The sequence below is a fragment of the Gordonia sp. NPDC003425 genome (assembly GCF_053588635.1).
Map to the genome: position 1 here is coordinate 419,621 of NZ_JBSFQI010000001.1, position 23,753 is coordinate 443,373.

The 23,753-nt window shown below is 67.7% G+C and carries 21 protein-coding genes; 3 read left to right on the top strand and 18 right to left on the bottom strand.

Annotation, left to right across the window (positions count from 1 at the left end; translation table 11 throughout):
* Positions 1 to 3 precede the first annotated feature (3 nt).
* The 7 genes from ACWDTD_RS02105 to hpf all read right to left on the bottom strand — a co-directional run bounded on the left by ACWDTD_RS02105 (position 4) and on the right by hpf (position 9,113).
* Positions 4 to 1,116 carry a GNAT family N-acetyltransferase gene (locus ACWDTD_RS02105; RefSeq protein WP_449745388.1) on the bottom strand — a complete coding sequence of 371 codons (1,113 nt, stop codon included), beginning with the start codon at positions 1,114 to 1,116 and terminating at the stop codon, positions 4 to 6.
* Between the two features lie 129 nt (positions 1,117 to 1,245).
* Positions 1,246 to 2,361: a ferredoxin reductase gene (locus ACWDTD_RS02110; protein ID WP_449745389.1), complete on the bottom strand. Its 1,116-nt coding sequence runs from the start codon at positions 2,359 to 2,361 to the stop codon at positions 1,246 to 1,248.
* A gap of 83 nt (positions 2,362 to 2,444) precedes the next feature.
* On the bottom strand, positions 2,445 to 3,011 hold the full coding sequence (locus ACWDTD_RS02115; protein ID WP_449745390.1) for a DUF6912 family protein: 567 nt from the start codon (positions 3,009 to 3,011) through the stop codon (positions 2,445 to 2,447).
* Between the two features lie 181 nt (positions 3,012 to 3,192).
* Entirely contained in the window at positions 3,193 to 4,632 is a 1,440-nt protein-coding gene (locus tag ACWDTD_RS02120) for a wax ester/triacylglycerol synthase domain-containing protein (RefSeq protein ID WP_449745391.1), read from the bottom strand.
* Between the two features lie 110 nt (positions 4,633 to 4,742).
* Positions 4,743 to 5,330, bottom strand: a complete 588-nt coding sequence (locus tag ACWDTD_RS02125) for an Rv3235 family protein (protein WP_449745392.1) — start codon at positions 5,328 to 5,330, stop codon at positions 4,743 to 4,745.
* A gap of 45 nt (positions 5,331 to 5,375) precedes the next feature.
* Positions 5,376 to 8,225 (bottom strand): preprotein translocase subunit SecA, encoded by a 2,850-nt coding sequence (gene secA / locus ACWDTD_RS02130; protein WP_449745393.1) that lies wholly within the window; start codon positions 8,223 to 8,225, stop codon positions 5,376 to 5,378.
* A gap of 114 nt (positions 8,226 to 8,339) precedes the next feature.
* Positions 8,340 to 9,113 carry a ribosome hibernation-promoting factor, HPF/YfiA family gene (gene hpf / locus ACWDTD_RS02135; protein ID WP_449745394.1) on the bottom strand — a complete coding sequence of 258 codons (774 nt, stop codon included), beginning with the start codon at positions 9,111 to 9,113 and terminating at the stop codon, positions 8,340 to 8,342.
* A 441-nt stretch (positions 9,114 to 9,554) separates the two neighbouring features.
* Here hpf and ACWDTD_RS02140 point away from each other — a divergent pair, with 441 nt between their 5' ends.
* A complete protein-coding gene (locus ACWDTD_RS02140; protein ID WP_449745395.1) occupies positions 9,555 to 10,268 on the top strand; it encodes a ComF family protein in 714 nt (237 codons plus the stop codon).
* 60 nt (positions 10,269 to 10,328) lie between these two features.
* Here ACWDTD_RS02140 and lpqB read toward each other — a convergent pair whose 3' ends face one another.
* From lpqB to mtrA, 3 genes are read right to left on the bottom strand one after another with little or no spacing between them, the layout of a single operon-like run.
* On the bottom strand, positions 10,329 to 12,077 hold the full coding sequence (gene lpqB / locus ACWDTD_RS02145; protein ID WP_449745396.1) for an MtrAB system accessory lipoprotein LpqB: 1,749 nt from the start codon (positions 12,075 to 12,077) through the stop codon (positions 10,329 to 10,331).
* Positions 12,074 to 13,843 carry an MtrAB system histidine kinase MtrB gene (mtrB, locus tag ACWDTD_RS02150; RefSeq protein ID WP_449745397.1) on the bottom strand — a complete coding sequence of 590 codons (1,770 nt, stop codon included), beginning with the start codon at positions 13,841 to 13,843 and terminating at the stop codon, positions 12,074 to 12,076. Before mtrB ends, lpqB begins: the two co-directional genes overlap by 4 nt.
* Entirely contained in the window at positions 13,840 to 14,526 is a 687-nt protein-coding gene (gene mtrA / locus ACWDTD_RS02155; protein ID WP_449745398.1) for an MtrAB system response regulator MtrA, read from the bottom strand. Before mtrA ends, mtrB begins: the two co-directional genes overlap by 4 nt.
* Before the next feature lie 156 nt (positions 14,527 to 14,682).
* On the opposite strand from mtrA, the gene ACWDTD_RS02160 reads away from it, so the two are divergent.
* Both ACWDTD_RS02160 and ACWDTD_RS02165 read left to right on the top strand, forming a co-directional pair.
* A complete protein-coding gene (locus tag ACWDTD_RS02160; protein WP_449745399.1) occupies positions 14,683 to 15,324 on the top strand; it encodes a dTMP kinase in 642 nt (213 codons plus the stop codon).
* Between the two features lie 512 nt (positions 15,325 to 15,836).
* A complete protein-coding gene (locus ACWDTD_RS02165) occupies positions 15,837 to 16,316 on the top strand; it encodes a hypothetical protein (protein ID WP_449745400.1) in 480 nt (159 codons plus the stop codon).
* A 98-nt stretch (positions 16,317 to 16,414) separates the two neighbouring features.
* Here the strand turns inward: ACWDTD_RS02165 and ahcY are convergent, their stop codons facing one another.
* The 8 genes from ahcY to ACWDTD_RS02205 form a co-directional block, all read right to left on the bottom strand.
* Positions 16,415 to 17,899, bottom strand: coding sequence for an adenosylhomocysteinase (gene ahcY, locus ACWDTD_RS02170; protein ID WP_449745401.1), 1,485 nt, complete (start codon positions 17,897 to 17,899; stop codon positions 16,415 to 16,417).
* 155 nt (positions 17,900 to 18,054) lie between these two features.
* The gene (locus tag ACWDTD_RS02175) at positions 18,055 to 19,578 is read right to left on the bottom strand and encodes an amino acid permease (protein ID WP_449745402.1); all 1,524 of its coding nucleotides are present in this window, start codon (positions 19,576 to 19,578) and stop codon (positions 18,055 to 18,057) included.
* A gap of 92 nt (positions 19,579 to 19,670) precedes the next feature.
* The gene (locus ACWDTD_RS02180) at positions 19,671 to 20,597 is read right to left on the bottom strand and encodes a cation diffusion facilitator family transporter (RefSeq protein WP_449745403.1); all 927 of its coding nucleotides are present in this window, start codon (positions 20,595 to 20,597) and stop codon (positions 19,671 to 19,673) included.
* A gap of 93 nt (positions 20,598 to 20,690) precedes the next feature.
* Positions 20,691 to 20,993 (bottom strand): WXG100 family type VII secretion target, encoded by a 303-nt coding sequence (locus ACWDTD_RS02185; protein WP_449745404.1) that lies wholly within the window; start codon positions 20,991 to 20,993, stop codon positions 20,691 to 20,693.
* Between the two features lie 55 nt (positions 20,994 to 21,048).
* Positions 21,049 to 21,381 (bottom strand): WXG100 family type VII secretion target, encoded by a 333-nt coding sequence (locus ACWDTD_RS02190; protein WP_449745405.1) that lies wholly within the window; start codon positions 21,379 to 21,381, stop codon positions 21,049 to 21,051.
* Between the two features lie 133 nt (positions 21,382 to 21,514).
* Positions 21,515 to 22,321 carry an ESX secretion-associated protein EspG gene (locus ACWDTD_RS02195; protein ID WP_449745406.1) on the bottom strand — a complete coding sequence of 269 codons (807 nt, stop codon included), beginning with the start codon at positions 22,319 to 22,321 and terminating at the stop codon, positions 21,515 to 21,517.
* Entirely contained in the window at positions 22,318 to 23,382 is a 1,065-nt protein-coding gene (locus tag ACWDTD_RS02200) for a PPE domain-containing protein (RefSeq protein ID WP_449745407.1), read from the bottom strand. The genes ACWDTD_RS02195 and ACWDTD_RS02200 overlap by 4 nt, the downstream gene beginning before the upstream one ends.
* A 56-nt stretch (positions 23,383 to 23,438) precedes the next feature.
* Complete coding sequence (locus ACWDTD_RS02205) at positions 23,439 to 23,747, bottom strand: PE family protein (RefSeq protein WP_449745408.1); 309 nt, start codon at positions 23,745 to 23,747, stop codon at positions 23,439 to 23,441.
* Positions 23,748 to 23,753: the final 6 nt, after the last annotated feature.

The following is a 23,753-nucleotide window of genomic DNA, read 5'->3' on the forward strand; positions in this document are numbered from 1 at the left end:
GGGTCAGTCGGCGAGTTCCTCGCGGAGCAGCTCGTATCCGACGAGGTCTTCGATGTGGCCGTCGGAGCTCGCGGCGAGCGGCTGGACGCCGAACTCATGGAATCCCGCGCGCTGCGCGAGCTTCTTGCTGCCCTCGTTCGAGTCCGCTGCGAGCATCGTCAGCCGCCGCACCCCCAGGACATCGAAGCTGTGCTCGACGGCAGCCGGAAAGGCCTCCCCCAGCACACCGGAGCCACGCGCCTCCGGGTGCGTGTAGAAGCCCGCCTCCGCACCGACCACGGGATCGATCTTGAACAGCGAGATGTCACCGAGGTAGTCGTCGGTCTCCTTGTCGGCGACGGCCCAGGTGCACGTTTCGCCTCGTGCGGCCGTCCACCACTTGCGGGTCCGCTCGGCCGCGGCATGCTCGAGCGTCAGCGGATCGGGCCGGCCGAACAGGTACTTCCGCGAGATCGGATCATCGAGCGTCTCCCGGATACGTTCGTCGTCCTTGGGCTCGAGCGGTCGCAGACGGAACCGATCGGTCTCGAAAGTCGTTGCGCGCCATACGGTTGTGGGCTCGAAACCGTCGCCCGCATGCCATTTTCCGCACCAGGCGTCGACCACACCGCTGTTCATCTCAAGCCAGTCGGGCAAGCGTCCCACCAGGGTGAAGCCCGCAGCATGTGCGGCGCGCAGACTCGTCAGATTTCCTTCGGCGGCCTGCCACCGAACGACCTCGACGTCGCGTTCGGCCACGGCGTACTCCATGGCGAGCACCATCGCGCGCCGCGCAAGACCCTGCCCCCGGGCATCGGGGTGCAGCCCGAAGCCGATGTCGACAACGCGCCCGGGTCCACGGAGGTCGACGCTGCCGACGAATCGGCCGTCGTGCTCGATCGCCCAGATCATCGACGTGCCGTCGCGCCAGCCCTGCAGCGCGTTGACGATGAACCGCTCGGCGTCCGAGCGCCCGTAGGGCGACGGCATCTTCGCCCATCGCATGGTCAGCGGGTCGGTGGCGTACTCGACGATCCGATCGACGTCGTCGGCCTGATGGGCACGCAGCGTGACGGTGCCGTCATCACATACCGGGACATCACTCGTCGCGGTCAACTCGGTCAGTTCAGTTCGCACGCGGATTCTCCTCCGTGGTCGACTGTTTCACCCGAAGAGCCTACGCGTCGACGCGGCAGGAGGTGGACAATACGGACGCTGCCCGCTCCGCACGAGTCGCCGACCAGCATGTTCGCCGGTCCGCGTGTCTCACACGCCCAGGGTGCAATCCCCCGCCGCCGCGCTCACACACGTCTGGATTCGTTCACCCTCGACGTGTTCGACGCCCGAGCGCAGGTCGCGTACGCAGCCCTTCTCCAGCATCACCACGCAACTCTGACAGATTCCCATCCGGCATCCGAACGGCATGATCACGCCGGCGGATTCGCCCGATTCCAGCAGGGTGGTCGCGCCGTCGGCCGTGGCGGTCCGGCCACTTCGGGAGAAAGTGACCTCACCGCCCTGGGCACCCACCGCACCCCGCTCCAGTGCGAAGCGTTCGATGTGCAGGAGCTCGGGCACGCCGGCGTCGTCGTACGCGGTGGTGAGCATGTCGAGGAAGCCGCCCGGGCCGCAGGCCCACGTCGCGCGTTCGCGCCAGTCCGGGCACAGTTCGGCGAGCAGATCCGGGGTCAGCTTGCCGTCGCTGCGGGTGTGCTGCACGTGCAGGTCCAACAGACCCGACGCCGCCATGTCGGCCAGTTCGTCGCCGAAGAGCAGGTCGGCGTCGGTGGGAGTCGAGTGGATGAGCACCACGTCGCCGGATTGCTGCCGGTGCCGCATCATTCTCAGCATCGAGATGATCGGTGTCACACCGCTGCCCGCGGTGAGGAACAGGATCTTCGACGGCAGCGGGTCGGGCAGCACGAACTCCCCTTTCGGCGCCGCCAGCCGGACCACGGTGCCCGGCGAGAGTCCGTTGACCAGGTGGCTGGACAGGAACCCCTCGGGCATCGCCTTCACGGTGATCGCGATGGTCTTGTCGGTGCGGGTCAGATCGGGGACGGACGTGAGTGAGTACGAGCGCCAGGTCCACCGGCCGCTCACCAGGACCCCGATCCCGATGTACTGACCGGCGCTGTAGTCAAGCGAGAAGCCCCAGCCGGGACGGATCCGGATCGTCGCGGTGTCGTCGGTCTCCCGGACCACCGACACCACCTTGCCGCGCAGCTCGCGCGCCGACCACAACGGATTGGCGAGGTGGAGATAGTCGTCGGGCAACAGCGGTGTGGTGACCCGCGACACCGCCGCGCGCACCCACTGCGCACCCCGGTGGCGGGCGGCGACGTCGGCCACCGGTGCCTCGAAGCGTTCCAACCAGCTCATCGCCGACCACATCTCCTCACCGCCGAAGCCAACCTACGCTTCCGTAGGTTAGCTCATCGGGATCGCCGCGGCTCGTGCAGGAGTCACAGCAGATCGAGCAGGAACGGCAGTTCTTGTGTGGCGTACCACCCCAAGTCGTGGTCCTCCACGTCACCGATCGCGAGTTCGGCATCCTCGTCGCCGAGATCGGCGGCATCCACCACGATCACCGCGGTCCGCACCGAGTCCTCGGCGTCGGCGCCGTCGACGAGGATCGAGGCGATCGCCGAGGTCGGGACCGGACCGGCCACCTTCACCACGGCGTCGTCGAGTTCGGGGCGCAGGGTGACCTCGGTGACGTCTGCGGCGACCACCGCGCGGCGCGGAGGAAGCCGCGGCGTGTCGCCGGGCTTCGTGGTGCGCGCATCGGCCTCGAGATCGGCGGCGGCCGACGAATCACCCGCCTCGGGCGGCTCACCGGCCAGCAGCCGCAACGACGCACGCGCCGCCTCGCGGACCGCCGCCTCGGCCAGTTCCTCGTCGTCGCCGGACACATACGACTCACGCAGCGCCGGGGTCAGGGCGAAGCCGGTGCCGCCGACCGGCCGGAATTCACCGGTCTCGGCGAGTGCCATCAGCATCGTCAAAGTCGCCGGAAAGTACACCCTCATCGCTTGCGTTCCTCCCCGCCGACACCGGCACTCACACTCTGAGATCTCAGCCTAGTGTCGCCGCGCGGCACCCGGGCGGGCGGATGACCACAGGCGCGGGCGGATGGCCTCAGGCGCGGGCGGATGACCACAGGCGCGGGCGGATGGCACCCGCCCCGGTGATGCCGTCGGTGCGATCGCGTCACTTGCCCTCGACGAGTTCCTCGTACGATTCGGTGACGTACTCGGCCATTTCGGGTAGATCCGTCATCACCCCGCGATCGGCGATGAACGCGAACCCGAGGTGGTCGACGTACTCCACAACGCTGACCGCCAGGGCCCGCCCACTCACCAGATTGGGCACCGCGTAGAGGCTGCCGACCGGCCGTCCCAGGACGTAGCGCTGTGAGATGGGTGCGGTGCCCATCGACACCGGCACGTTGTACCCCCGTCGGTCCAGCGAACGAAACGCACGCGAACTCAACTCGCCGAAGGGGACCACCCCGAGTTCGGCGAAGAGCGGCTGCGCCCCACTCGACACCCGACGCGACGACTGCGAGTACCGATGTGCCAGCCCCGCCACCTGCGCCAACCGAACCTGCGGGTTGGACTCGCCCACCGGCAGATCCGTGACGAAAGTCGGTTCGTCCACGTTGATCCAGCTGTCGGGAACAGGATCGGCGGTGACGCCCTTCTCGCGCGCACCCAACGGCAGCATGGCACGCACTGTGTCACCGAACTCGCCCATCGCGTCCACCGACAGCAGCCAGCGGCGCATCGACCCGGTGATGATGGCCAGTTCGACGTCGTTGACCGTGCACCGGTATCGCTCGGCGATCTTGGCCACGCCGCGCCGCGGTGCGGTGGCGACGGTGAACATCCGAGTGGACGATCCGGGGGTGTTGAGCACGCTCGACGGGGCGGAGTCGGTGAGCTGCTGCACCACCCTCCCCGCGCGGCGCGCCACACCCGACACCACCGCGCGCGCCTCGCCCAGCAAACCGTTGCCCCCGAGTACCGAATCGATGAGTTCGCCGGGTCGCGCCAACGTCTCGGTGATCGCCCCGATCGCCAGTTCGGCAGCCCCGGGCGGCGTGCCGGGCATCCACAGATCGGCGGGCAGTGCCGCGGTCTGGGCGGTGTCGTCGCAGATCAGTGTGCTGATCTCGCGATCGCCGTCGTCGACGAGGCACTTGTGCGATTTCGTCAGGATCGCGAGCCCGCCGTCGGCGAGCCCTTCGATGAGGTACATCTCCCACAAGGGTCTGCTGCGATCGAGTGGCCGTGACATCACCCGGGAGATCAGGTCGTCGAGATCGCCCATGTTTCCCGGCCTCGGCAATCCCGAGCGGCGGATGTGGAAGTTGATGTCGAAGTCGGGATCGTCGATCCAGACCGGCCGCCCGAGCGCCAACGCGACCTCACGGACCACCTGCCGGTAGCGGGGAGCCAGTTGCAGCCGATTCTCCACCAGCCGCGCGAGCGACGGATAGTCGAGCGAGCCGATCGTGACGGGCTTTGGCGCAGAACGCTTCTTGCCCGAATCGCCGGGCAGGATCAGCAGCGCGCCCAGGTGCGTGGTGGTTCCCGCGTCGTCGAGGAAATACGAGACCGCCTCACGCGCGGACAGACGGTTCGCCACCGACCGATCCTATCGCCGCGGATGCGCACGGCGAATGCGGTCGCCCAGATCTGTCGGCGGTGCGCGTGGCCCGTGGTGGTGCCGATCCGGGTCATCCGCGGCCAGTCGTGTTACGCGAGGATGAAAGACACCAACTGCCAACGGTATTCGACCTTGGTCGCGGTGTTCTGATAGCGCCGGTCACCGGGCGACTGGGGTGTGCGCACCCGGCACGGCAGCCGCTCGATGCGTCCGGCGAATGCCCGCACCCGCGGTCCCCTCGCGTAGCTGCCGAAGATCTCCGCCGCCCCCGAGCCGCACATCTGGATGTGGACGCGCCGCATGCGAGCGCCGTCGGCGCCGTCGGCGCCGGAGCGGGCGACGTTGGTCCGGACGAGTACCCCGAGCTGGTCGAGTACCGCCGGGGCGACACGTGGCTGCACGTGGGTCAGTGAGCGACGCCGATCAATCACTTCGAACGCCAACGAGACCGTCGCGATTGCGAACCGTCGGGCCTCCAGCGTGGCCGCGGCCACCGTCCGTGAGCCGGTAGGGGGCACCTGGGATGGCGGCCGTTGCGGTACCGGCGGCGCCGCAGGACGCGACGGGGTGCGGTCGTGGTGCAGGGTGGAGTCGTGGTGCGGGTCGACGAGACCTACCGCCGACCCGGCGCGTTCACACGACGGGGCCGGCAGTATCCGGATGCGTGGGGAGTCCATGGAAATCCGACGCGGGCGGGGCCCACTCGGTTCCCATGAGTTTTTCTACCCCTGACGGCGCTTGGACTTGGGCGGCTTGGGACGGGTGCCCTTCGCGTTGGCCCGTGCGGCGGCACGACGCTCACGGCGGTTCGCCGACACCAGTGCCGGGTCGTCGAGTTCCTCGTCCTCGGAGTGCACCGCGGTGCCGCCGCCCTCGTCGGGGCCCGAGTACGTCATCGGCGGCTCGGACTCGTCGGACACGCCGACCGCCCGCAGCGCCGCGGGCGCCTGCGACGACGAGCCCTCGCCGGAGCCGCTGCCCTGGGCTGTGGCACCGGCCATCGCCGGCTGGCGGGCTGCCGCGGCGGCTGTGGCCGCCGCCGACGCCGGCGTCACCACTGGAGCCGGCTCGGCCTGCACCTGCACGTTGAACAGGAACTGCAGGGTCTCCTCCTTGAGCCCCTCGAGCATGCCGGTGAACATGTCGTACCCCTCGCGCTGGTACTCGACCACCGGGTCCCGCTGGGCCATCGACCGCAGATGGATGCCCTCACGCAGGTAGTCCATCTCGTAGAGGTGATCGCGCCACTTGCGGTCGAGAACGCTCAGCAGAATGGTCCGCTCGAGCTGCCGCATCGCGTCGGGCCCACCGATCTGCTCGATCTCCTCCGCGCGCGCGGCGTAGGCCTTGTGCGCGTCCTCGCTGAGCGTCTCGGTCAGTTCCTCGGCGCTGATGTCGTCGCGTTCGCCGTACTCGTTCTCGCCGACAACCTCCTTGGCGTCGAGCTCGATCGGGTACAGCGACCGAAGCGCAGTCCACAACTCGTCGAGATCCCAGTCCTCCGCGTAGCCCTCGGCCGTCGCACCCGCCACGTAGGCGGCGACGACCTCGTCGATCATCTGCTGGATCTGCTCGCTGTGATCGGTGCCCTCGAGGATGGTCTTGCGCTCGGCGTAGATCACCTTGCGCTGCTCGTTCATCACCTCGTCGTACTTGAGGACGTTCTTGCGGACCTCGAAGTTCTGCTGCTCGACCTGCGTCTGCGCGCTGCGGATCGCCTTGGTGACCATCTTGGCCTCGATCGGCACGTCGTCGGGCAGGTTGACGCGGTTCATGATGGCCTCGAGCGCTGCGCCGTTGAACCGTCGCATGAGTTCGTCACCGAGGGAGAGGTAGAACCGCGACTCGCCGGGGTCGCCCTGACGGCCGGATCGTCCGCGCAACTGGTTGTCGATGCGGCGCGACTCGTGCCGTTCGGTACCGAGCACGTAGAGGCCCCCGGCCTCACGGACGGCCTCGGCTTCCTCGGCCGCCTCCGCGCGGGCGAGTTCGATGGCCTCTTCCCACGCCGCCTCGTAGTCGTCGGGGGTGCGCACCGGATCGAGGCCCGCCTTGCGAAGCCGGGTGTCGGCGATGATGTCGGGGTTGCCGCCGAGCACCACGTCGGTGCCGCGACCGGCCATGTTGGTGGCCACGGTGACCGCGCCGCTGCGGCCCGCCTCGGCGATGATCTGCGCCTCTTGCTCGTGGAACTTGGCGTTGAGCACGTTGTGCGGGATGTCGCGCTTCTTGAGCTGCCGCGACAGGTATTCCGAGCGCTCCACGCTGGTGGTACCGATCAGCACCGGCTGCCCGATCTCGTGGCGCTCGGTGATGTCGTCGACCACCGCGGCGAACTTGGCCTCCTCGGTCTTGTAGATGAGGTCGGTCTCGTCCTTGCGGATCATCGGCTTGTTGGTGGGGATGGGCAGCACACCGAGTTTGTAGATCTGGTCGAACTCGGCCGCCTCGGTCTCGGCGGTACCGGTCATGCCCGCGAGCTTGTCGTACATGCGGAAGTAGTTCTGCAGCGTGATGGTGGCCAGGGTCTGGTTCTCGGCCTTGATCTCCACGTGCTCCTTGGCCTCGATGGCCTGGTGGAGTCCCTCGTTGAAGCGGCGTCCGTCGAGCACACGACCGGTGAACTCGTCGACGATGAGGACCTCGCCGTTGCGCACGATGTAGTCCTTGTCGCGGTGGAACAGCTCCTTGACCTTGATCGAGTTGTTGAGGTAGCTGACCAGCGGCGAGTTGGCCGCCTCGTACAGGTTGTCGATGCCGAGCTGGTCCTCGACGAACTCGACGCCCGCCTCGTGCACGCCGACGGTCTTCTTCTTGATGTCGACCTCGTAGTGGACGTCGCGCTCGAGCAGCGGGGCGATCCGGGCGAACTCGCTGTACCACTTGCTCGATCCCTCGGCGGGACCGGAGATGATCAGCGGGGTACGTGCCTCGTCGATCAGGATGGAGTCCACCTCGTCGACGATCGCGTAGTTGTGGCCGCGCTGGACGAGTTCTTCGAGCGCGTGGGCCATGTTGTCGCGCAGATAGTCGAAGCCGAACTCGTTGTTCGTGCCGTAGGTGATGTCCGCGGCGTAGGCCACCTTGCGCTGTTCGGGGGTCATGCCGGTGAGGATCACCGCGGTGTCGAGCCCGAGGAAGCGGTGCACGCGGCCCATCCACTCGGAGTCGCGCTTGGCGAGGTAGTCGTTGACGGTCACCACGTGCACACCGTCGCCGGAGATGGCGTTGAGGTAGGCGGGCAGCACGCAGGTGAGGGTTTTGCCCTCACCTGTCTTCATCTCGGCGATGTTGCCGTAGTGCAGTGCGGCGCCACCCATGATCTGCACGTGGAAGTGCTTCTGGTCGAGCACGCGCCAGGCCGCTTCGCGGGCCACCGCGAAGGCCTCGGGCAGCAGTTCGTCGAGGGATTCGCCTTCGCTGTAGCGCTCGCGGAACTCGTCGGTCTTGGCACGCAACTCCTCGTCGGTGAGTGCCTCCACCTCGTCGGAGCGAGCTTCGACGTGCGATGCGATGGCATCGAGTCGCTTGACCATGCGGCCTTCACCGACGCGCAGCAGCTTGTTCAGCACCGTGGATCGAGTCCCTTACTCATGTCGCTTACACACGGAATCCGGCCTGTGCGCAAACACAGACCGGAATCCATGGTAGCGAGGTCGCCTGAACGCAACCTGACCGACCGGCGCTCAGGCCAGGCGGATCAGGCCGTAGTCGAAGGCGTGACGGCGGTACACCACCGTCGCCTGATCGGTCTCCTTGTCGTGGAACAGGAAGAAGTCGTGCCCCACGAGTTCCATCTCGTAGAGGGCGTCATCCACCGACATCGGTACCGCCGGATGCTCCTTGATCCGCACGATCTGCCCCGGCGTGTGCTCGGTGACCCCGTCGTCCCAGGTCTTCTCCTCGGCGTTCGACGACGTGTCGGGCACGTCCTGCGCCACGAGTTGGTCACCGCGTAACGGCGGCGCGCCCACCTCGGTGGCCTCGGCCACCGACATCGGCCGGCGATTGCCATGGTGTACCCGGCGACGATCCTTGACCCTGCGCAGACGCGACTCGAGCTTGTCGAGCGTCAATTCGAGCGCGGCGTAGAAGTTCTCACCGCACGCCTGGGCGCGGACCACGGGGCCCTTGCCCATCGCGGTGATCTCCACCAGCTGACACGCCTTCGCCTGACGACGGTTGCGTTCGTGGTCGAGTTCCACGTCGAAGCGGAAGAGGGTGGGGTCGAATCGTTCGAGCCGGGCGAGCTTGTCGCCGACGTAGATGCGGTAGTGCTCGGGGATCTCGACGTTGCGGCCGCTGAACACGACCTTGGCATTGGGTTCTTCGGGCTCCTCCGATTCGACGGTTCCGGGGGGTCGCACAAAGGCGAATTCGGGATCGTAGTTGTCGTCGGCCGAATTGCCGCCGAGGACTTTCGATTCCCGCTGACCCTTGCGATGGATGACTTGAGACATTCAACTACCTCCTGGGATCTGTCGTCCGCATCCTCACGAGCGATGGCCGTCACGGCGAGAACAACCCGGCCGATCTTCTCCGAGCGTCGGCGAAAGACGTTGGGGGAAGGCAGCTTCGGCTGTGACTGACGTCCGCTGCGGGGAGGGCCACGGTGACGGTGCCACGTGAGATGCCGACTTTCATTCATGCCAGCCGGACGGCTGACACCCACTGTCAGGGGCCTCACCTCCCGAGGACGTCTCGGCTACTTGCTGCACTTATGACGGTAGTCGGAAGTTTGCCTCCCGGCCATCTTTCTCCCCAGTGATCATGAAGTTCTCAGCGAATCGGGACCAACGTCCCCGACCGGGCGATCCACAGACGAGTTCGCGTCCACCGGATGGTCGTCGGCGAGGCGATATGACGCCGCGCGGACCCTCCCCGAACGCGATGATGGGCCCATGGCCAAGTCGTCACCACAGTTTTCGGTGGCCGCGGTGGTGCGCGCCGGCGCCGACCTGGTGCTGCCGGTGACATGCGGCGGATGTGAGGCGCCGGGCACCTCGTGGTGTGCCCGATGTGCCACGCGCCTGGCCGACGCGCCCGTGTCACTGCAGCCACGCATCCCGGTGGGTGCGCCGGTCTGGGCACTGGGCCGCCACCGCGGACCGTACCGCCGGTCGGTGATCTCACTCAAAGAGCGGGGTCGACGCGATCTCGCGAACCCGCTGGGAACCGCTCTGGCCGGTGCGCTGGTGCAGCTGGCCCGGTGGGGCGAGCTTCCCGACGCCGGTCGTCTGCGGCTCATCCCGGCACCCACCCGGCGACTGGCGGCGCGACGCCGCGGCGGCGACCCCGTGACGGCGATCGCAGCGAGCGCCGCACGCCACCTCGGGCCGCGCGTGTCGGTGTGTCCGCTGCTCGTGATTCGCGCCGGCGGGCGCGACTCCGCCGGTCTCGACGCGAGACAGCGTTCGGCGAATCTGCGCGACCGTGTGCTGCTGCGCCGCGACGCGTCGTCTCGGCCACCGGCGTCGGCGCGGGTGGTGCCCTCGGCAGTCACGGTGCTGGTGGACGACGTGCTCACCACCGGTGCCACCGCTGCCGAATCGGTGCGGGTACTGGCCACCGGCGACATCGGGGTGGACCTCGTCCTGGTGATCGCGGGTGCGTGAGCGCGTCGGTGTCCGGACAGTCCGGGGTCAGGGCAGGACCGGTGTCAGGCCAGTACCGGGTCAGGGCAGGACCGGGATGGCGCCGGGCGACATCGCCGGTTCGACCTCGGTCCAATACTGATCGGGTTGGCCGTTGGTGCTGCCGAGGCGGAGCACGCCGCGTTCGTCGCCGATGTAGACCGTCGTCGTGTCGGCCACCACCGCCCGGACCGGCGGCGCGATGTTACCGCTGATCAGGCCCGCCGCCGGCGTGCCGTTGATGGCGAGTTGGACTACTGGTGAATCCGGCGCGTCGCGGGCGATCATGAGAGTGCTCGCCGACGCCCAGTCCAGCGACACCGCGCGGTTTCCGATGTTGTAGGCGGCGATCCGTGGACTGGACAGGGCGACCTGACCGTCCTCGTTGGCGGCGATGATCGCGAACACGACCTGGCCTCCCACGATCATGGCGACCCGCACACCGTCGGGTGACACCTGAAGTTCGGTGATCGGACCGCGGACCACGGTCTGCACCGCGATCGCGTCCACCTGGGATACGACCACCGCGCCGCTTTGCGGATCGCGGGTCACCCGGACCGGTTTTCCGTCGATCACCGCCCAGAAGGTGTCGTTGCCGTATCCGCCGAAGGACGGGCGGGTGATCGAACCGCCGGAGGCGACCGCGGCGGTGCTGCCCCCGTAGGTACCGGCCACCAGATCGAGCCCGGGGTTGCCGTCCCGCGCGGAAGCCGCCGCCACCTCCGAACCGTCGGCGGAGATCGCTGCCGAGCGCACCAGCCGGCTTGTTCCCAGCGTGCCTCCCGACGGGGTGGTTCCGGTGTCGGTGACCTTGAGCAGCCCGCCGGCGCTGATGATGTTGAGGCCGACGTCGGTGGTCGGCACCGCCGCGGGGTCATAGGACTTCACGTCGGCGGTCTGCCAGCCCGAGGCCCGATCGGCCACCAGCGGCGCCCCGTCGGCGTCGATGACGTACGGGCCGCCGATGTCGGCGCCGTTGAGTGTCCAGATGAGTTGTGCGGCAAGCATCGTCCGGTCCCGGATGGACTGGTCACCCACCCCGACGAGTTCGATCCGCACTCCTCCCCCCGATATAGAGGTCACCTGTCCGCGCAACGAGCTTCCGGCGGGGACCGCGGTGTCCACCCCGGGGTCGAGGTCCTGGGCCGGACCGGCGATGAGCTCGTTGATGATCGTCGTGGGGTCGGAGTCGAGTCCGGCGAACAACCACCGCGGGTCGGAGACCAGATGCTGGCGGGTGCGGTCGGTGAAGTAGAGCGAGACCGCACGGTAGGCGGATTCGAACTGCGTGCGGTCGATCATCACGCCGTCCGGTAGCGGGCCGTCGATCCGCCACTGATCACCCACCCGGACAAGGCTGATGGTGGTCTCCACCCGCCCGGTGGCGGGCACCAGCTGCCCGTCGGTCTTGAGGGTGCCGACGTTGTCGCCGACCAGCCGCATCCGCACCGACTGCTGGCTGCGCTGATCGACGAACGTGTTGATCTCGTCGAGGATCATCGTGTCACCGCGTTCGTCCCACTGCGGGGATGCGGTGCGGGTGAGGAACCGTCGGGCCGCGGCGTGCCCGTCGGCGGGATCGGAGGTGGCCTTGAGAAACGCGCGGACGAGCGCCTCGGGGTCCATGTCGGATTGCGGGACCGGCACGGCATTGGTCGGCGCCTCGCGTTTGAACGAGGTGATCGGCTGCGGCGACGAACTGTTGGGGACGCCGCCGCATGCCGTGACCAATCCGAGGACGGCGAGCACGACGGCCAAGACCGGCCACCACGGGTGAGTGCGTGTGTTCACCGCTGGCCGCTCCCGGATTCGCCGGATGCCGCGGGCGACTGGGGTGCTGCCGGTGATCGCGGTCCGGACGGAGATGAGCTGGTGCCCGTTCCCGAGGCCAGCGCCGGGGACTCGTGCGCCTCGAGGGCGGGCGTGCTCCGCGAGGACGTCCGCGCGCCGGAGCCGACGGGTTTGAGCGGAAGCGGACTGCCGAGCACCTTGTGCCCGCGGATGAGCGGGAGGGTGAGCCGGAAGTTGGCGCCGTTTCCGGGCTCTCCCCACGCTTCCAGGCGGCCCTGGTGCAGGCGGGCGTCCTCGATGCTGATCGCCAGACCCAGGCCGGTGCCTCCGGACCTGCGGAATCTCGACGGGTCCGAACGCCAGAACCGGTTGAAGACCAGCTTCTCCTCGCCGGGACGCAGTCCGATGCCGCGGTCACGCACCGTGATCGCGACGGCGTCACCGTCCGAGCGCATCGTCAGGGTGACCGGTTTGCGATCGCTGTGGTCGATGGCGTTGGCGAGCAGGTTGCGCAGGATGCGCTCCACCCGGCGCGGATCGATCTCGGCGATGACGGGCTCGGTGGGCAGGTCGAGGATCAGTTCGGTGTCGGTGTCCTGCGCGAGTCTGCTGACGGTGGCCAGCGCCCCGTCGATGGGGATGGCCATGTCCATGCGCTCGGCGGCCAGTTCGGCCATACCCGCGTCGTGCCGGGAGATCTCGAGGAGTTCGTTGAGCAGCGTCTCGAAGCGGTCGAGTTCCTTGTCGAGCAGTTCCACCGAGCGTTTGCGCACGGGGTCGAGATCGTCGCGGCCTTCGTAGAGCACGTCACTGGCCATGCGCACGGTGGTCAGCGGGGTCCGTAGCTCGTGGCTGACGTCGGAGGTGAACTGGCGTTGCAGCCCACCGAACTCCTCGAGGTGGGTGATTTGTTTGGACAGGCTCTCGGCCATGTCGTTGAACGACATCGCGAGCCGCGCCATGTCGTCCTCGCCGCGGACCGGCATACGTTCCTTGAGGCGACCGTCGGCAAAACGCACCGCGATCCGCGACGCGGATCGCACCGGGATCACCACCTGCCGCGACACGAGCCAGGCGATCGCCGCGAGCAGCCCCAGCAACACCACACCACCGGTCAGCAGGGTGCCGCGCACCAGGTCGACGGTGTTCTGCTCGCTGGTGAGGGGAAACACCAGGTACAGCTCGAGGCCGGGGACCGACGAGTTGGTCGGCGATCCGACGATGAGCGCGGGGATCTGTCCACCCGAACCGTTGGGCACCGACGCGTACTGGTAGGCGATCTGCCCGCCCTGCACCATGTCACGCAAATTGCGCGGGATCTCCGAGATCGGGCCCACTCCGGATTCCGAGCCGTCGGGTCCGGTTCCGGGCACGAGAAGCACGGTGTCGAAGGTGCCGACGGTCCCCGCTGTCTGGCCGGTGTCGACGTCACGGTCGGTGAGCAGCGAGCGTGTCTGCCGCAACCTGTTCTGGACCGAGGTGTTGCCGTCGCCGCTGGCCAGGTCGCGTTCCACGGCGACCCGCGCGCGTTCGACCTCCTCGGTGGCGGCGCTGAGTTTGACCTCCAGCAACCGGTCGGTGATCTGGCTCATCAGCACGAAACCCAAGATCAGGAGCACCACAAATGACAGCGCCAGGGTCGACACCACCACACGCAATTGAAGAGATCGGCGCCAGAGGTGCCCGAAAGCCCTTCCGATGCCGGCTGCGGTGCGGGTGAACCGACCGAAGGTGCTGTTGACGCGTCGTCGAGAACGGCCGATCACGGCGGGCCGGCCTTGTAGCCGACCCCCCTCACCGTCAAGACGACCTCGGGATTCTCCGGGTCGGTTTCGACCTTCGCCCGTAAACGCTGGACATGCACGTTGACGAGTCTAGTGTCCGCCGGATGACGGTAACCCCACACCTGCTCGAGCAGGACATCGCGGGTGAACACCTGCCGGGGTTTGCGGGCGAGCGCCACCAGCAGGTCGAACTCGAGCGGGGTCAGCGAGATCGGCACACCGTCGCGGGTCACCTTGTGGGCGGGAACGTCGATCTCGACCGGCCCGATGGAGAGCAGTTCGGCGGGTTCCTCGTCGTTGCGCCGCAACCGGGCGCGCACTCGCGCGACGAGTTCCTTGGGCTTGAACGGTTTCACCATGTAGTCGTCGGCGCCCGATTCGAGGCCGAGCACCACGTCGACGGTGTCGGATTTGGCGGTGAGCATCACGATCGGCACGCCCGAATCGGCTCGCAGAACGCGGCAGACGTCGATGCCGTTCATCCCGGGCAGCATGAGGTCGAGGAGCACGAGGTCGGGGCGGATCTCGCGGACCGCGGTCAGTGCCTGGGTACCGTCGGAGACCACGAACGGTTCAAAGCCTTCGCCACGCAGCACGATGGTCAGCATCTCGGCAAGCGCGGCGTCGTCATCGACGACGAGGATGCGAGGCTTCATGGCGTCCATGGTGACACTTTTGTGACCCAACCACCGTGATCGACGCGCCGGGCGCCGAGTGAGAATCGACGAGCGCAGCGAGGAGGCTCGGAGCGAGGCGAGCCGGCGCCATACTCCAGCCGGGCGCCGAGTGAGAATCGACGAGCGCAGCTTACGATCTCGGGCGTGGGAGTACTGATAGCGGTCGAGGGACTCGACGGGGCCGGCAAGAACACACTGGTCACCGGATTGGTGGATCACCTCCGACGGGAGGCGGTGAGCGTGTCGACGTTCACCTTTCCCCGCTACGACCGCTCGCTGACCGCCGACATCGCAGCACAGGCCCTGCACGGCGAACACGGCGATATGCGCGACAGCGTCTACGGCATGGCTCTGTTGTTCGCGCTCGACCGATTCGATGCGAACGAGGAGATCCGGGCCGCCTGCTACGACTCCGACGTGGTGATCCTCGATCGCTATGTCGCCTCCAACGCCGCCTACAGCGCGGCGCGGCTACATCAGCACGCCGACGGGGAGGTGGTGCGCTGGGTGAGCGACCTGGAGTTCGGCCGCTTCCGCCTGCCCACCCCGGACCACCACATCCTGCTGGGCGTCTCCCCCGACGTGGCGATGAACCGGGCACGGAAGCGCGAATCGGCTGATCCCGGCCGCACCCGCGACGCGTACGAAACCGATACCGCACTTCAGCTCCGGGTGCACGACGTCTATCGAGAACTCGCGGCGGCCGGTTGGGTGAGTCCGTGGATCGAGATCGGCAATACCTCGCCGGAACCGGAAGACCTCGCGCGGCGTCTGATGATCGGGTGACGACCTGACAACCTGACGACCTGACAACCGGCGACGCTGATCGGACATCGATCACGTCATGGACACGTCGCCCGTCGGAATGACCGTTGGGTCATGACGGAGTCCCTGTTCGTTAGCCTGGATACATCCATCGTCCGCCGAGGAGCGACATGACCTACCCGCCGCCGCCTGACCGCGGCGCCGTCCCGCCGTGGGGCCCGGTTCCCGGCCCACGTCCCGGCCCTCCACCCGGACCATCCACGCCCCCGGGAGCGGTTCCGCCGCGAACGCAAGGACCTGCGGCACCGCCGGGGTACGGCGTGCCGCCTACGGGAATGCCCCCTACGGGAATGCCCCCGATGCCCGGCCCACCACCGGGCGGGTGGCCGCCGAATGGTGGGCCCCCTTTCGGAGCGCAGGCGTACGGGGGTGGTTTCTCACCGCCGCCGCAACCGCCGCGCCGCAATAAGGGACTCATCGCCGCGGTGGTCACCGGTGTGGTCGCAGTCCTGGCACTCGGTGCGCTGGTGGTTGTGCTGGCGGTCGGCGGAAACTCCGGCTCGCCGGACGCCACAACCGCCGCCAACTCCTCCACTTCGGCCGAATCATCAACGCCCACATCGCAACCCGAGTCCACACCGGATGGCTCCGGGTCCGATGGCTCCGGCGCGGAGGAGTCCTTGCCGGACGATCCGGCAGAGCTGATCGGGATTCGCGACGCCATGCAGAAGTTCATCGACGCGCTGAATACCCGTGACGTCACGCGGATCAAACAGGCTGTGTGCAGCCAGGTCCGGTCGCAGGTGAGCAAAGCGCCCAGCAATCCGGGCAACGTGGTTCTCGAAGGCCTGTTGAACGTCTCCGTCGACGGCACCACCGCGACCTCCCAGGTGCTGACCCACGTCGAACTCGGGCAGCAGCGGTCACAGTCCAAGCAAAGCGAGGAGACCTTCGCCAAGGAAGGCTCCGTCTGGTACGTCTGCCCGGGCACCGAACCGGACATCGGCACCTGACACCGCCATGGGTACCTGACATCGGTACCTGACGGCCATCGACGACGAGGTCGCCCACGGCAGCGCCGGGGCGACCTCGTCGGTCAACGGTCGGTGACTCAGTAGCGGTAGTGCTCCGGCTTGTACGGGCCCTCGACGTCGACATTGATGTACTCGGCCTGCTCCTTGGTGAGCTTGGTGAGCGTTCCGCCGAGAGCCTCGACGTGGATTCGCGCGACCTTCTCGTCAAGGTGCTTGGGCAGCCGGTAGACCTCGTTGTCGTACTCGTCGTTCTTGGTCCACAGCTCGATCTGGGCGATGACCTGATTGGAGAAGCTGTTGCTCATCACGAACGACGGGTGGCCGGTGGCATTGCCGAGGTTGAGCAGCCGTCCCTCGCTGAGCACGATGATCGAACGACCGTCATCGAAGATCCACTGATCGACCTGCGGCTTGACGGTGATGCGCTTGGCGCTCGATCCCTCGAGGCCGGCCATGTCGATCTCGTTGTCGAAGTGACCGATGTTGCCCAGGATCGCCTGATTCTTCATCGCACGCATGTGCTCGAGCAGGATGATGTCCTTGTTACCGGTCGAGGTGATCACGATGTCGGCGTTACCGATCGCCTCCTCGACGGTCACCACGTCGAATCCGTCCATGAGTGCCTGCAGGGCATTGATCGGATCGATCTCGGTCACCTGGACGCGGGCACCCTGCCCGGCGAGCGATTCCGCACAACCCTTGCCGACGTCCCCGTAGCCGCAGATCAACACCTTCTTGCCGCCGATCAGCACGTCGGTGCCGCGATTGATGCCGTCGATCAGCGAGTGCCGGGTGCCGTACTTGTTGTCGAACTTGCTCTTGGTGACCGAGTCGTTGACGTTGATCGCCGGGAACGTGAGCTCACCCGCAGCGGCGAACTGGTAGAGCCGCAGCACACCGGTCGTGGTCTCCTCGGTGACTCCCTGCACCGACTCGGCGATGGTCGTCCACTTGGTCTTGTCCTTCTCGAAACCGTCACGCAGGAGTTCCAGGAAGATCTTGTACTCCGCCGAGTCGTCGTCCTCGGCGGGCGGTACCACGCCGGCCTTCTCGAACTGGGCGCCGCGCAGCACCAGCATGGTGGCGTCGCCGCCGTCGTCGAGGATCATGTTGGCCGGGCGGCTGCCGGCATCGGAGTCGGGCCAGGTGAGCATCTGCTCGGCGGCCCACCAGTACTCCTCGAGTGTTTCACCCTTCCAGGCGAACACCGGCACACCCTTGGGCTCGTCCGGAGTGCCGTGCGGGCCCACCACCACCGCGGCGGCCGCATGGTCCTGGGTGGAGAAGATGTTGCACGACGCCCAGCGAACCTCGGCGCCGAGGGACACCAGCGTCTCGATGAGGACGGCTGTCTGCACCGTCATGTGCAGCGATCCGGAGATCCGTGCGCCCTTGAGCGGCGCCACGTCGGCGTATTCGCGTCGCAGCGACATCAGTCCGGGCATCTCGTTCTCGGCGAGTTCGATCTCCTTGCGGCCGAAGTCGGCGAGCGAGAGGTCGGCCACCTTGTAGTCGATCCCGTTCTTGCTGTCCGCGGTCAGTGCGTCGTGCACCGTCGTCATCAGGTCCCCTTGTCGCGAAGTGATCACCCGGGAGGTTCGAGTCCGCCCGGTGTGCCGGTGGCGTGCGTGATGCTTTGTGCCAGGCTATCGGACCTGATGTGACACCGAACGCCGGGCATGACCGCCCGGTGGGCATGCGATGGCGGCGATCTGCACTACCGGTCGGCTGCGGACCCCTCGGTCGCGGCCTGCGCCGAATCGTCCACCTCGCCGCGCTCTCGCCGACCCACCATCGAGTGCCGCATACCGTAGAGAAGGTAGATCGCCACGCCGATGATCATCCAGACCACGAAGCGAATCCAGGTGAGCGCCGACAGGTTGAGCATCAACCACAGGCACGCGAGAATCGCGAGCACCGGGATCACCGGGCCACCGGGCACGGTGAATCCGCGCGACAGGTCGGGCCGGGTGCGCCGCAGCACGATCACCCCGCCGGAGACCACGACGAAGGCGAACAGGGTGCCGACGTTGACCATCTCTTCGAGTTTGTTGATCGGGAAGAACCCGGCGACCAGCGCAACCACCGCACCGATGAGGACGGTCAGCCGCACCGGTGTGCCGAATCTCGGGCTGGTCTTGGCCATCGGCCGCGGCAGCAGACCGTCGCGGCACATGGCGAACAGCACGCGCGACTGCCCGAGCATCAACACCATGACCACGGTGGTGAGTCCGGCCAGCGCACCGATCGCGATGATCTTCTCCGCCCACGTGACACCGTTGAGCGCGAAGACGTCGGCCAGGTTCTTGGTGTCGCCGCCCTCGCTGGCGAGTTGCTTGTAGTTGGCCATGCCGGTCACCACGATCGTCACGAGCACGTACAGCACGGTGACGATGGCCAGTGATCCGAGAATGCCCTTGGGAACGTCCTTCTTGGGATCGCGGGTCTCCTCGGCGGTGGTCGCGACGACGTCGAAACCGATGAAGGCGAAGAACACGATCGACGCGGCGGCCAGCACTCCGTACCACCCGTAGGAACTGTCGCCGCCACCGGTGATGAGCGAGAACAAGGTGGAATCGACCGACCTTCCTTCTCCCGCAGCGTGTTGGGCGGGCGGTACGAAGGGGCTGAAGTTGGCGGTCTTGACGTAGAAGAAACCGACGACGATGACGAGCAACACCACGGACACCTTGATGGCGGTGATCACCGCGCTCACCCGCGACGACAGTTTGGTGCCCAGCACCAGCAGCGTGGTGACCGTCGCGACGATCAGGATGGCGCCCCAGTCGATGGTGAACGAGCCCAGACTCACGGTGCCACCGGAGAACCCGAACACGCTGCCGAGGTAGCTCGACCAGCCTTTCGACACCACTGCGGCGCCCACCGCGAACTCCAGGATGAGATCCCAGCCGAGAATCCAGGCGAGGAATTCGCCGAAGGTCGCGTAGCCGAACGTGTAGGCCGAACCGGCGACGGGCACGGTGGAGGCGAACTCGGCGTAGCAGAGGGCGGCGAGCGCGCAGGCGATGGCAGCCATCACGAACGACAGCGAAATCGCCGGTCCCGCTTTGTCTCCGGCGGTCGAGACGGTGATGGTGAAGATACCGGCGCCGATCACCACCGAGACACCGAACACGATCAGGTCACGCCAGGTGAGGTCCTTGCGCAGTTGGTGCCCGGGCTCGTCGGTGTCGGACATCGATTGCTCGACGGACTTCGTGCGGGTGAATGCGTTGGCCATCAGCGGTTCTCCTCTGCCTGCCGGTTGCGCGTGGACTCCGTCCGGCTCGTGTGGCTCACGCTACCGACAAGGGTGCGCCGTGCGCGCGGTAATCACCGCGACCCGTCACCGCGATCGATGTCGGGCTCGAGATAGATCACCCTGGCCTGGGGCACTGCCGCGCGGACCCGTTGCTCTGCGGCGTCGATGGCGCGGGCCACATTCGCCACATCGGTGCCGGGCGACACCGCGATCTTCGCCGCAACCAGCATCTCCTCCGGGCCCAGATACTGCGTCTTCATGTGGATCACCCGGTCGACGCCGTCGCCGGCCAGGGCGGCACGCAGCGCGATCTCCTCGTCCTCGGTGGCACCCTCCCCGATGAGCAGGCTCTTCATCTCCACGATCAGCACGATCGCGATGACACCCAGCAACGCACCGATGCACAGTGTGCCGATGCCGTCCCAGATCGCATCGCCGGTGGCCATGGTGAGCCCCACTCCCGCCAGTGCGAGCACGAGGCCGATGAGGGCACCCGAGTCCTCCAGGAGCACCACCGGCAGCTCTGGATTGCGCGAATTGCGGATGAAACGCCACCAGGTGGCCCGGCCCTTGAGCGGACTCGATTCCCGGAACGCGGTGGCAAAGCTGTAGCCCTCCAGACACATCGCCACCACCAGGATGACGATCGCCACCAGCGGCGACTCGAGTTCGTGATCGTGCGCGTGGGTGATCTTCTCGATGCCCTCGTAGATCGCGAACATCGAGCCGAGGGCGAAGATCACCAGAGCCACGATGAAGGAGTAGAAGTAGCGCGACCGGCCGTAGCCGAAGGGGTGGAGCTGATCTGCGGCCTTGCCGGCACGCTTCTGGCCGAGCAACAGCAGACCCTGATTGCTGGTGTCGGCCACCGAGTGCACACCCTCGGCCAGCATCGACGACGAGCCGGTGATGGCGAAACCCACGAACTTCGCAACCGCAATCCCGGCGTTTGCCGTCAGCGCGGCGATGATCGCCTTCTTGGAACCTTCAGCGGACACCGGCTTCCCTTCCGTCCTGAACACCGCTCCCGGGATTCACCCGCAACGCAGCGAGAGTATCCCGGGAGCGGCCCGTGAGGTGGTGGCGGGATGTCAGGCCATGCCCCGGAATCCGCGACCGATGGCACCGTCGAGGTCGGACATGGTGCGCGACGCGTTCGTGACACCGTGGTGGATGCCGAGCAACTGTTCGCGCGACTGGGAGAAGACGCGATCCCAGTTGAGCTGCGCGTCGGAATATGCCGACTTGGCGAGCGGCGAGTGCCAGCTGCCGTCGAGCGACGAGACCTGCTGCTTGAGCTTGTTGGCGAGCTCTTCGAGATGGCTGAACTCGGCCTGCAGGCTTGAGCTCAGGTCACCGAGCGAGGCGAAATCGTATTTGATGCGGTTCGTCATGGACGTCCTTTCGAGTGGGGCGGGTGTGATGGGTCCGGCAGTGATCGGCGCGGTGTCAGAGGCGCAGCGTCGGTCCGCCGGTGTCGAAGCCCGACGCGGCCTGGCCGTCGTGGTCCTCGTATCCGGTGAAGCCACTGGTGAGCTGTGTGCGGATGTCGTTGAGCGCCGAGTTCAACGTCATCGCCGACGAGTTCCAGTCGGTGTGGGTGGTGTCGAAGGCGCTGGACGCCTTACCGCCCCAGTCCGCGACACCATTCGCCGAGGCCCGGCCGATGCGGTTGATCGTCTCCTGCATCTCGTCGACCAGACCTGACACCGACTGCGCAGTGCCGAGTGCGCTGCTGACGTCGATATCGACGGCGCCGCCGCCGCTTCCATCCAGATTCATGTGTTCTCCTCCTGTGTAACGGCACCGCGGTGCGATGCCCCCCGAGCGGTATCCGTGACACAGATACCTCTGACATGTGCGTTGCCGGCGCCGGCGGATGTTCCGCCCGCGCCGACGATCCCCGAGGCCGGTGTCATCGCCACCAGCCTTCGGGCAGGGTCCCGACGAGCAGACCGGTGGCCTGCTCGATGCGATGACCCGTACCCGGCGACAAGGTGGTCCACACCCGGCCGTCGGGAGCTCTGCTGGGGCTGGCGACAACACAGCCCCGGTCGGAGTCGAAGATGCCCACCGCACCCGGCGCCTGCGACAGCGTTGCACCCTCGCGCGAGACCGCGACAATCTCGGTGCGGCGCACCGTATTCAACAACGCCCGCCCCACCGATGCCGCGTCGGCGGCAGGCATCCCGAGGGCGTGCAGCACACTCGCGATGTCGTCGGCGCCCCGACACCGTCCGAGACGATCGGCGAGTTCCGCGGTGGGCTGTGCGAGCGTCGTGAATGTGGTTGCGGCGGTGGTCGTGGCGCAGTGTCGGCGAACGATGGCGCCGATCTCCGCGGTGTCGGGGACGTCGACGGGACGCAGCGCCACGGCGTCGCCCTCGCGCTCGGCGAACACGTGGTGGTGCCCGCGCCGGGCGAGTACCGCGCGCATCGTGCCGGCGGCGGTGAACGTCCGGATCTCCAGTTCGCGATCGGGGCGGGCCAGCACCCACAGTGCGGTGGCCAGCCACTGCGGAGGCTCCCCGTCGACGTCGACGAGTCCGAGTCGAGCGAGCTCCTGCTCGGCGAGAACCGCAGACCCATCAGCGGATTCGACGTCGGTGTCGCCGAGCGTCACGTCGAGCACCACGGGCCAGGTGGTCACCCCCGCTCGGCGCCCGGCGTGGCGAAGCGTCGCCACGTTCAGGCGCGCCCCCCGGGTGGTCGTCGACGTCATCGTGCACCTCCCGCACCGAGCCGAAGGGTCTGCTCGAGGTAGGCGGGATCCAGTGTGGCCGAACCCTCCTCGAGTTCCGGACCGTGCCGGACCACCGGACTGTGCGTGGTGACCACGTCGGCCCAGGTGCTCGGTGCGGCCTCGGGTGCTCCGGCCAAGGAGTCGGAGGTGCCGTCGGCGCAGTGCCCACTCGCGGACGCGTCGGCCCCCGACTGTTGCCGGGCCGGCGTCCGCTCGGTCATCGCAGCGCCGGGATGTACCGGCGGCGGCAGGGTGGGATCGCTCGCGGGCACCGACGGTGTGGGTTGGCCGGGGATGAGGGGCGCCGGCCGGGCGCTCGAGGCCAGCACGGTGGGCGCGTAAACGGACTTCGCCGCCGGCGGAGCCGAGAACGCTGCGAACGGCAGACCGGGTATCGGCGCGGCGGATGCCGGTGTGGGGGTGGGGGCGGCGGGCGCTACCGACGGCTGGGCCGCGGAACGGGCTGCGGCTTGCTCGGCACGCAGCGCGGCATCCGAGACGATCAGTGGCGACGGGCGCGCCGGGTGCCACGGCGCGGCCACCGGCTCGGTGGCGTGCTCGTAGGTGTCCATCACGCGTGCCGCTCGCATCCGTTGATCGTGGAGTGCGCGTTCGGCGTGCGCAGCCGCCCCGGTCAACACGGGGGCCACCGCGCTGACGCTCACCGCCAGGTCACGCAGATGCTCGGTGAGATCGACCTCGGCCGAGTTCGGCATGGCCAGCCGGGCGACCGTGTTCGCGGCGGCCTGCGCCTCGGCGCGCGACGCGTTCGCCGTCGCATCGGCGGCGGTGTCGGCGAACCAGGTGACGAGCTCGGCAAGATGTTCCAGCGCGGTGGGTGCGTGGGTGGATTGCCAGTGGACTCCCAGCCGCGCGAGCACGGCGGCGTACTGCGCACCGATGTCCGCGAGCTCGGCTGCCAGTGCGGCCCAGGAGATTCCCGCTTCGGCGAGCGGCGCCGGCCCAACGCCCGCGGAGAGGTCGGCGACCAGACGCTCGGTGGTACGGGCGTCCCATACGATGCCGGTGAAGCCGGTCATGTCGATCTCCTTCCCGGATGCGGTGGGTGGGTGCGGACGTGGTGGGGCGGTGAGGGTCAGGCGCGCAGGCTCGCGGCCGCCTCGGTGTCGGCGTCGTCGATTCCCGTGGCCTGCGCGCGCAGGGTGGCGGCGATCTTGCGGAGCTCGTGGACGCCGGTGGCGGTGTCACCGGCGAATCCCGCGGCCACGGTGGTGAAGGTGCGGGCCGCGGTCTGCGACACCTCGTCGCGTCCCGCCTCGGATACGTCCAGGGACGCGCGGGCATCGGCGAGCACACGTTCGAGCCGGTCGGCGAGACGGTCGAGATCACCTGCAGCCGTGGATATCTGAGCGGGGTCGACGTCGAGATGCGATTCGTGGGCCATGGGATT

What these genes read in the sequence shown, in the direction of transcription:
- ACWDTD_RS02110 (WP_449745389.1), bottom strand. Translation starts at nt 2,361, where the DNA reads ATGAGCTGGTTGGAACGCTTCGAGGCACCGGTGGCCGACGTCGCCGCC.
- ACWDTD_RS02125 (WP_449745392.1), bottom strand. Translation starts at nt 5,330, where the DNA reads ATGGACTCCCCACGCATCCGGATACTGCCGGCCCCGTCGTGTGAACGC.
- ACWDTD_RS02175 (WP_449745402.1), bottom strand. Translation starts at nt 19,578, where the DNA reads ATGGCCAACGCATTCACCCGCACGAAGTCCGTCGAGCAATCGATGTCC.
- mtrA (WP_449745398.1), bottom strand. Translation starts at nt 14,526, where the DNA reads ATGGACGCCATGAAGCCTCGCATCCTCGTCGTCGATGACGACGCCGCG.
- hpf (WP_449745394.1), bottom strand. Translation starts at nt 9,113, where the DNA reads ATGTCTCAAGTCATCCATCGCAAGGGTCAGCGGGAATCGAAAGTCCTC.
- ACWDTD_RS02205 (WP_449745408.1), bottom strand. Translation starts at nt 23,747, where the DNA reads ATGGCCCACGAATCGCATCTCGACGTCGACCCCGCTCAGATATCCACG.
- ahcY (WP_449745401.1), bottom strand. Translation starts at nt 17,899, where the DNA reads ATGACGACGGTGCACGACGCACTGACCGCGGACAGCAAGAACGGGATC.
- ACWDTD_RS02140 (WP_449745395.1), top strand. Translation starts at nt 9,555, where the DNA reads ATGGCCAAGTCGTCACCACAGTTTTCGGTGGCCGCGGTGGTGCGCGCC.
- ACWDTD_RS02115 (WP_449745390.1), bottom strand. Translation starts at nt 3,011, where the DNA reads ATGAGGGTGTACTTTCCGGCGACTTTGACGATGCTGATGGCACTCGCC.
- ACWDTD_RS02195 (WP_449745406.1), bottom strand. Translation starts at nt 22,321, where the DNA reads ATGACGTCGACGACCACCCGGGGGGCGCGCCTGAACGTGGCGACGCTT.
- ACWDTD_RS02190 (WP_449745405.1), bottom strand. Translation starts at nt 21,381, where the DNA reads ATGAATCTGGATGGAAGCGGCGGCGGCGCCGTCGATATCGACGTCAGC.
- ACWDTD_RS02185 (WP_449745404.1), bottom strand. Translation starts at nt 20,993, where the DNA reads ATGACGAACCGCATCAAATACGATTTCGCCTCGCTCGGTGACCTGAGC.
- ACWDTD_RS02200 (WP_449745407.1), bottom strand. Translation starts at nt 23,382, where the DNA reads ATGACCGGCTTCACCGGCATCGTATGGGACGCCCGTACCACCGAGCGT.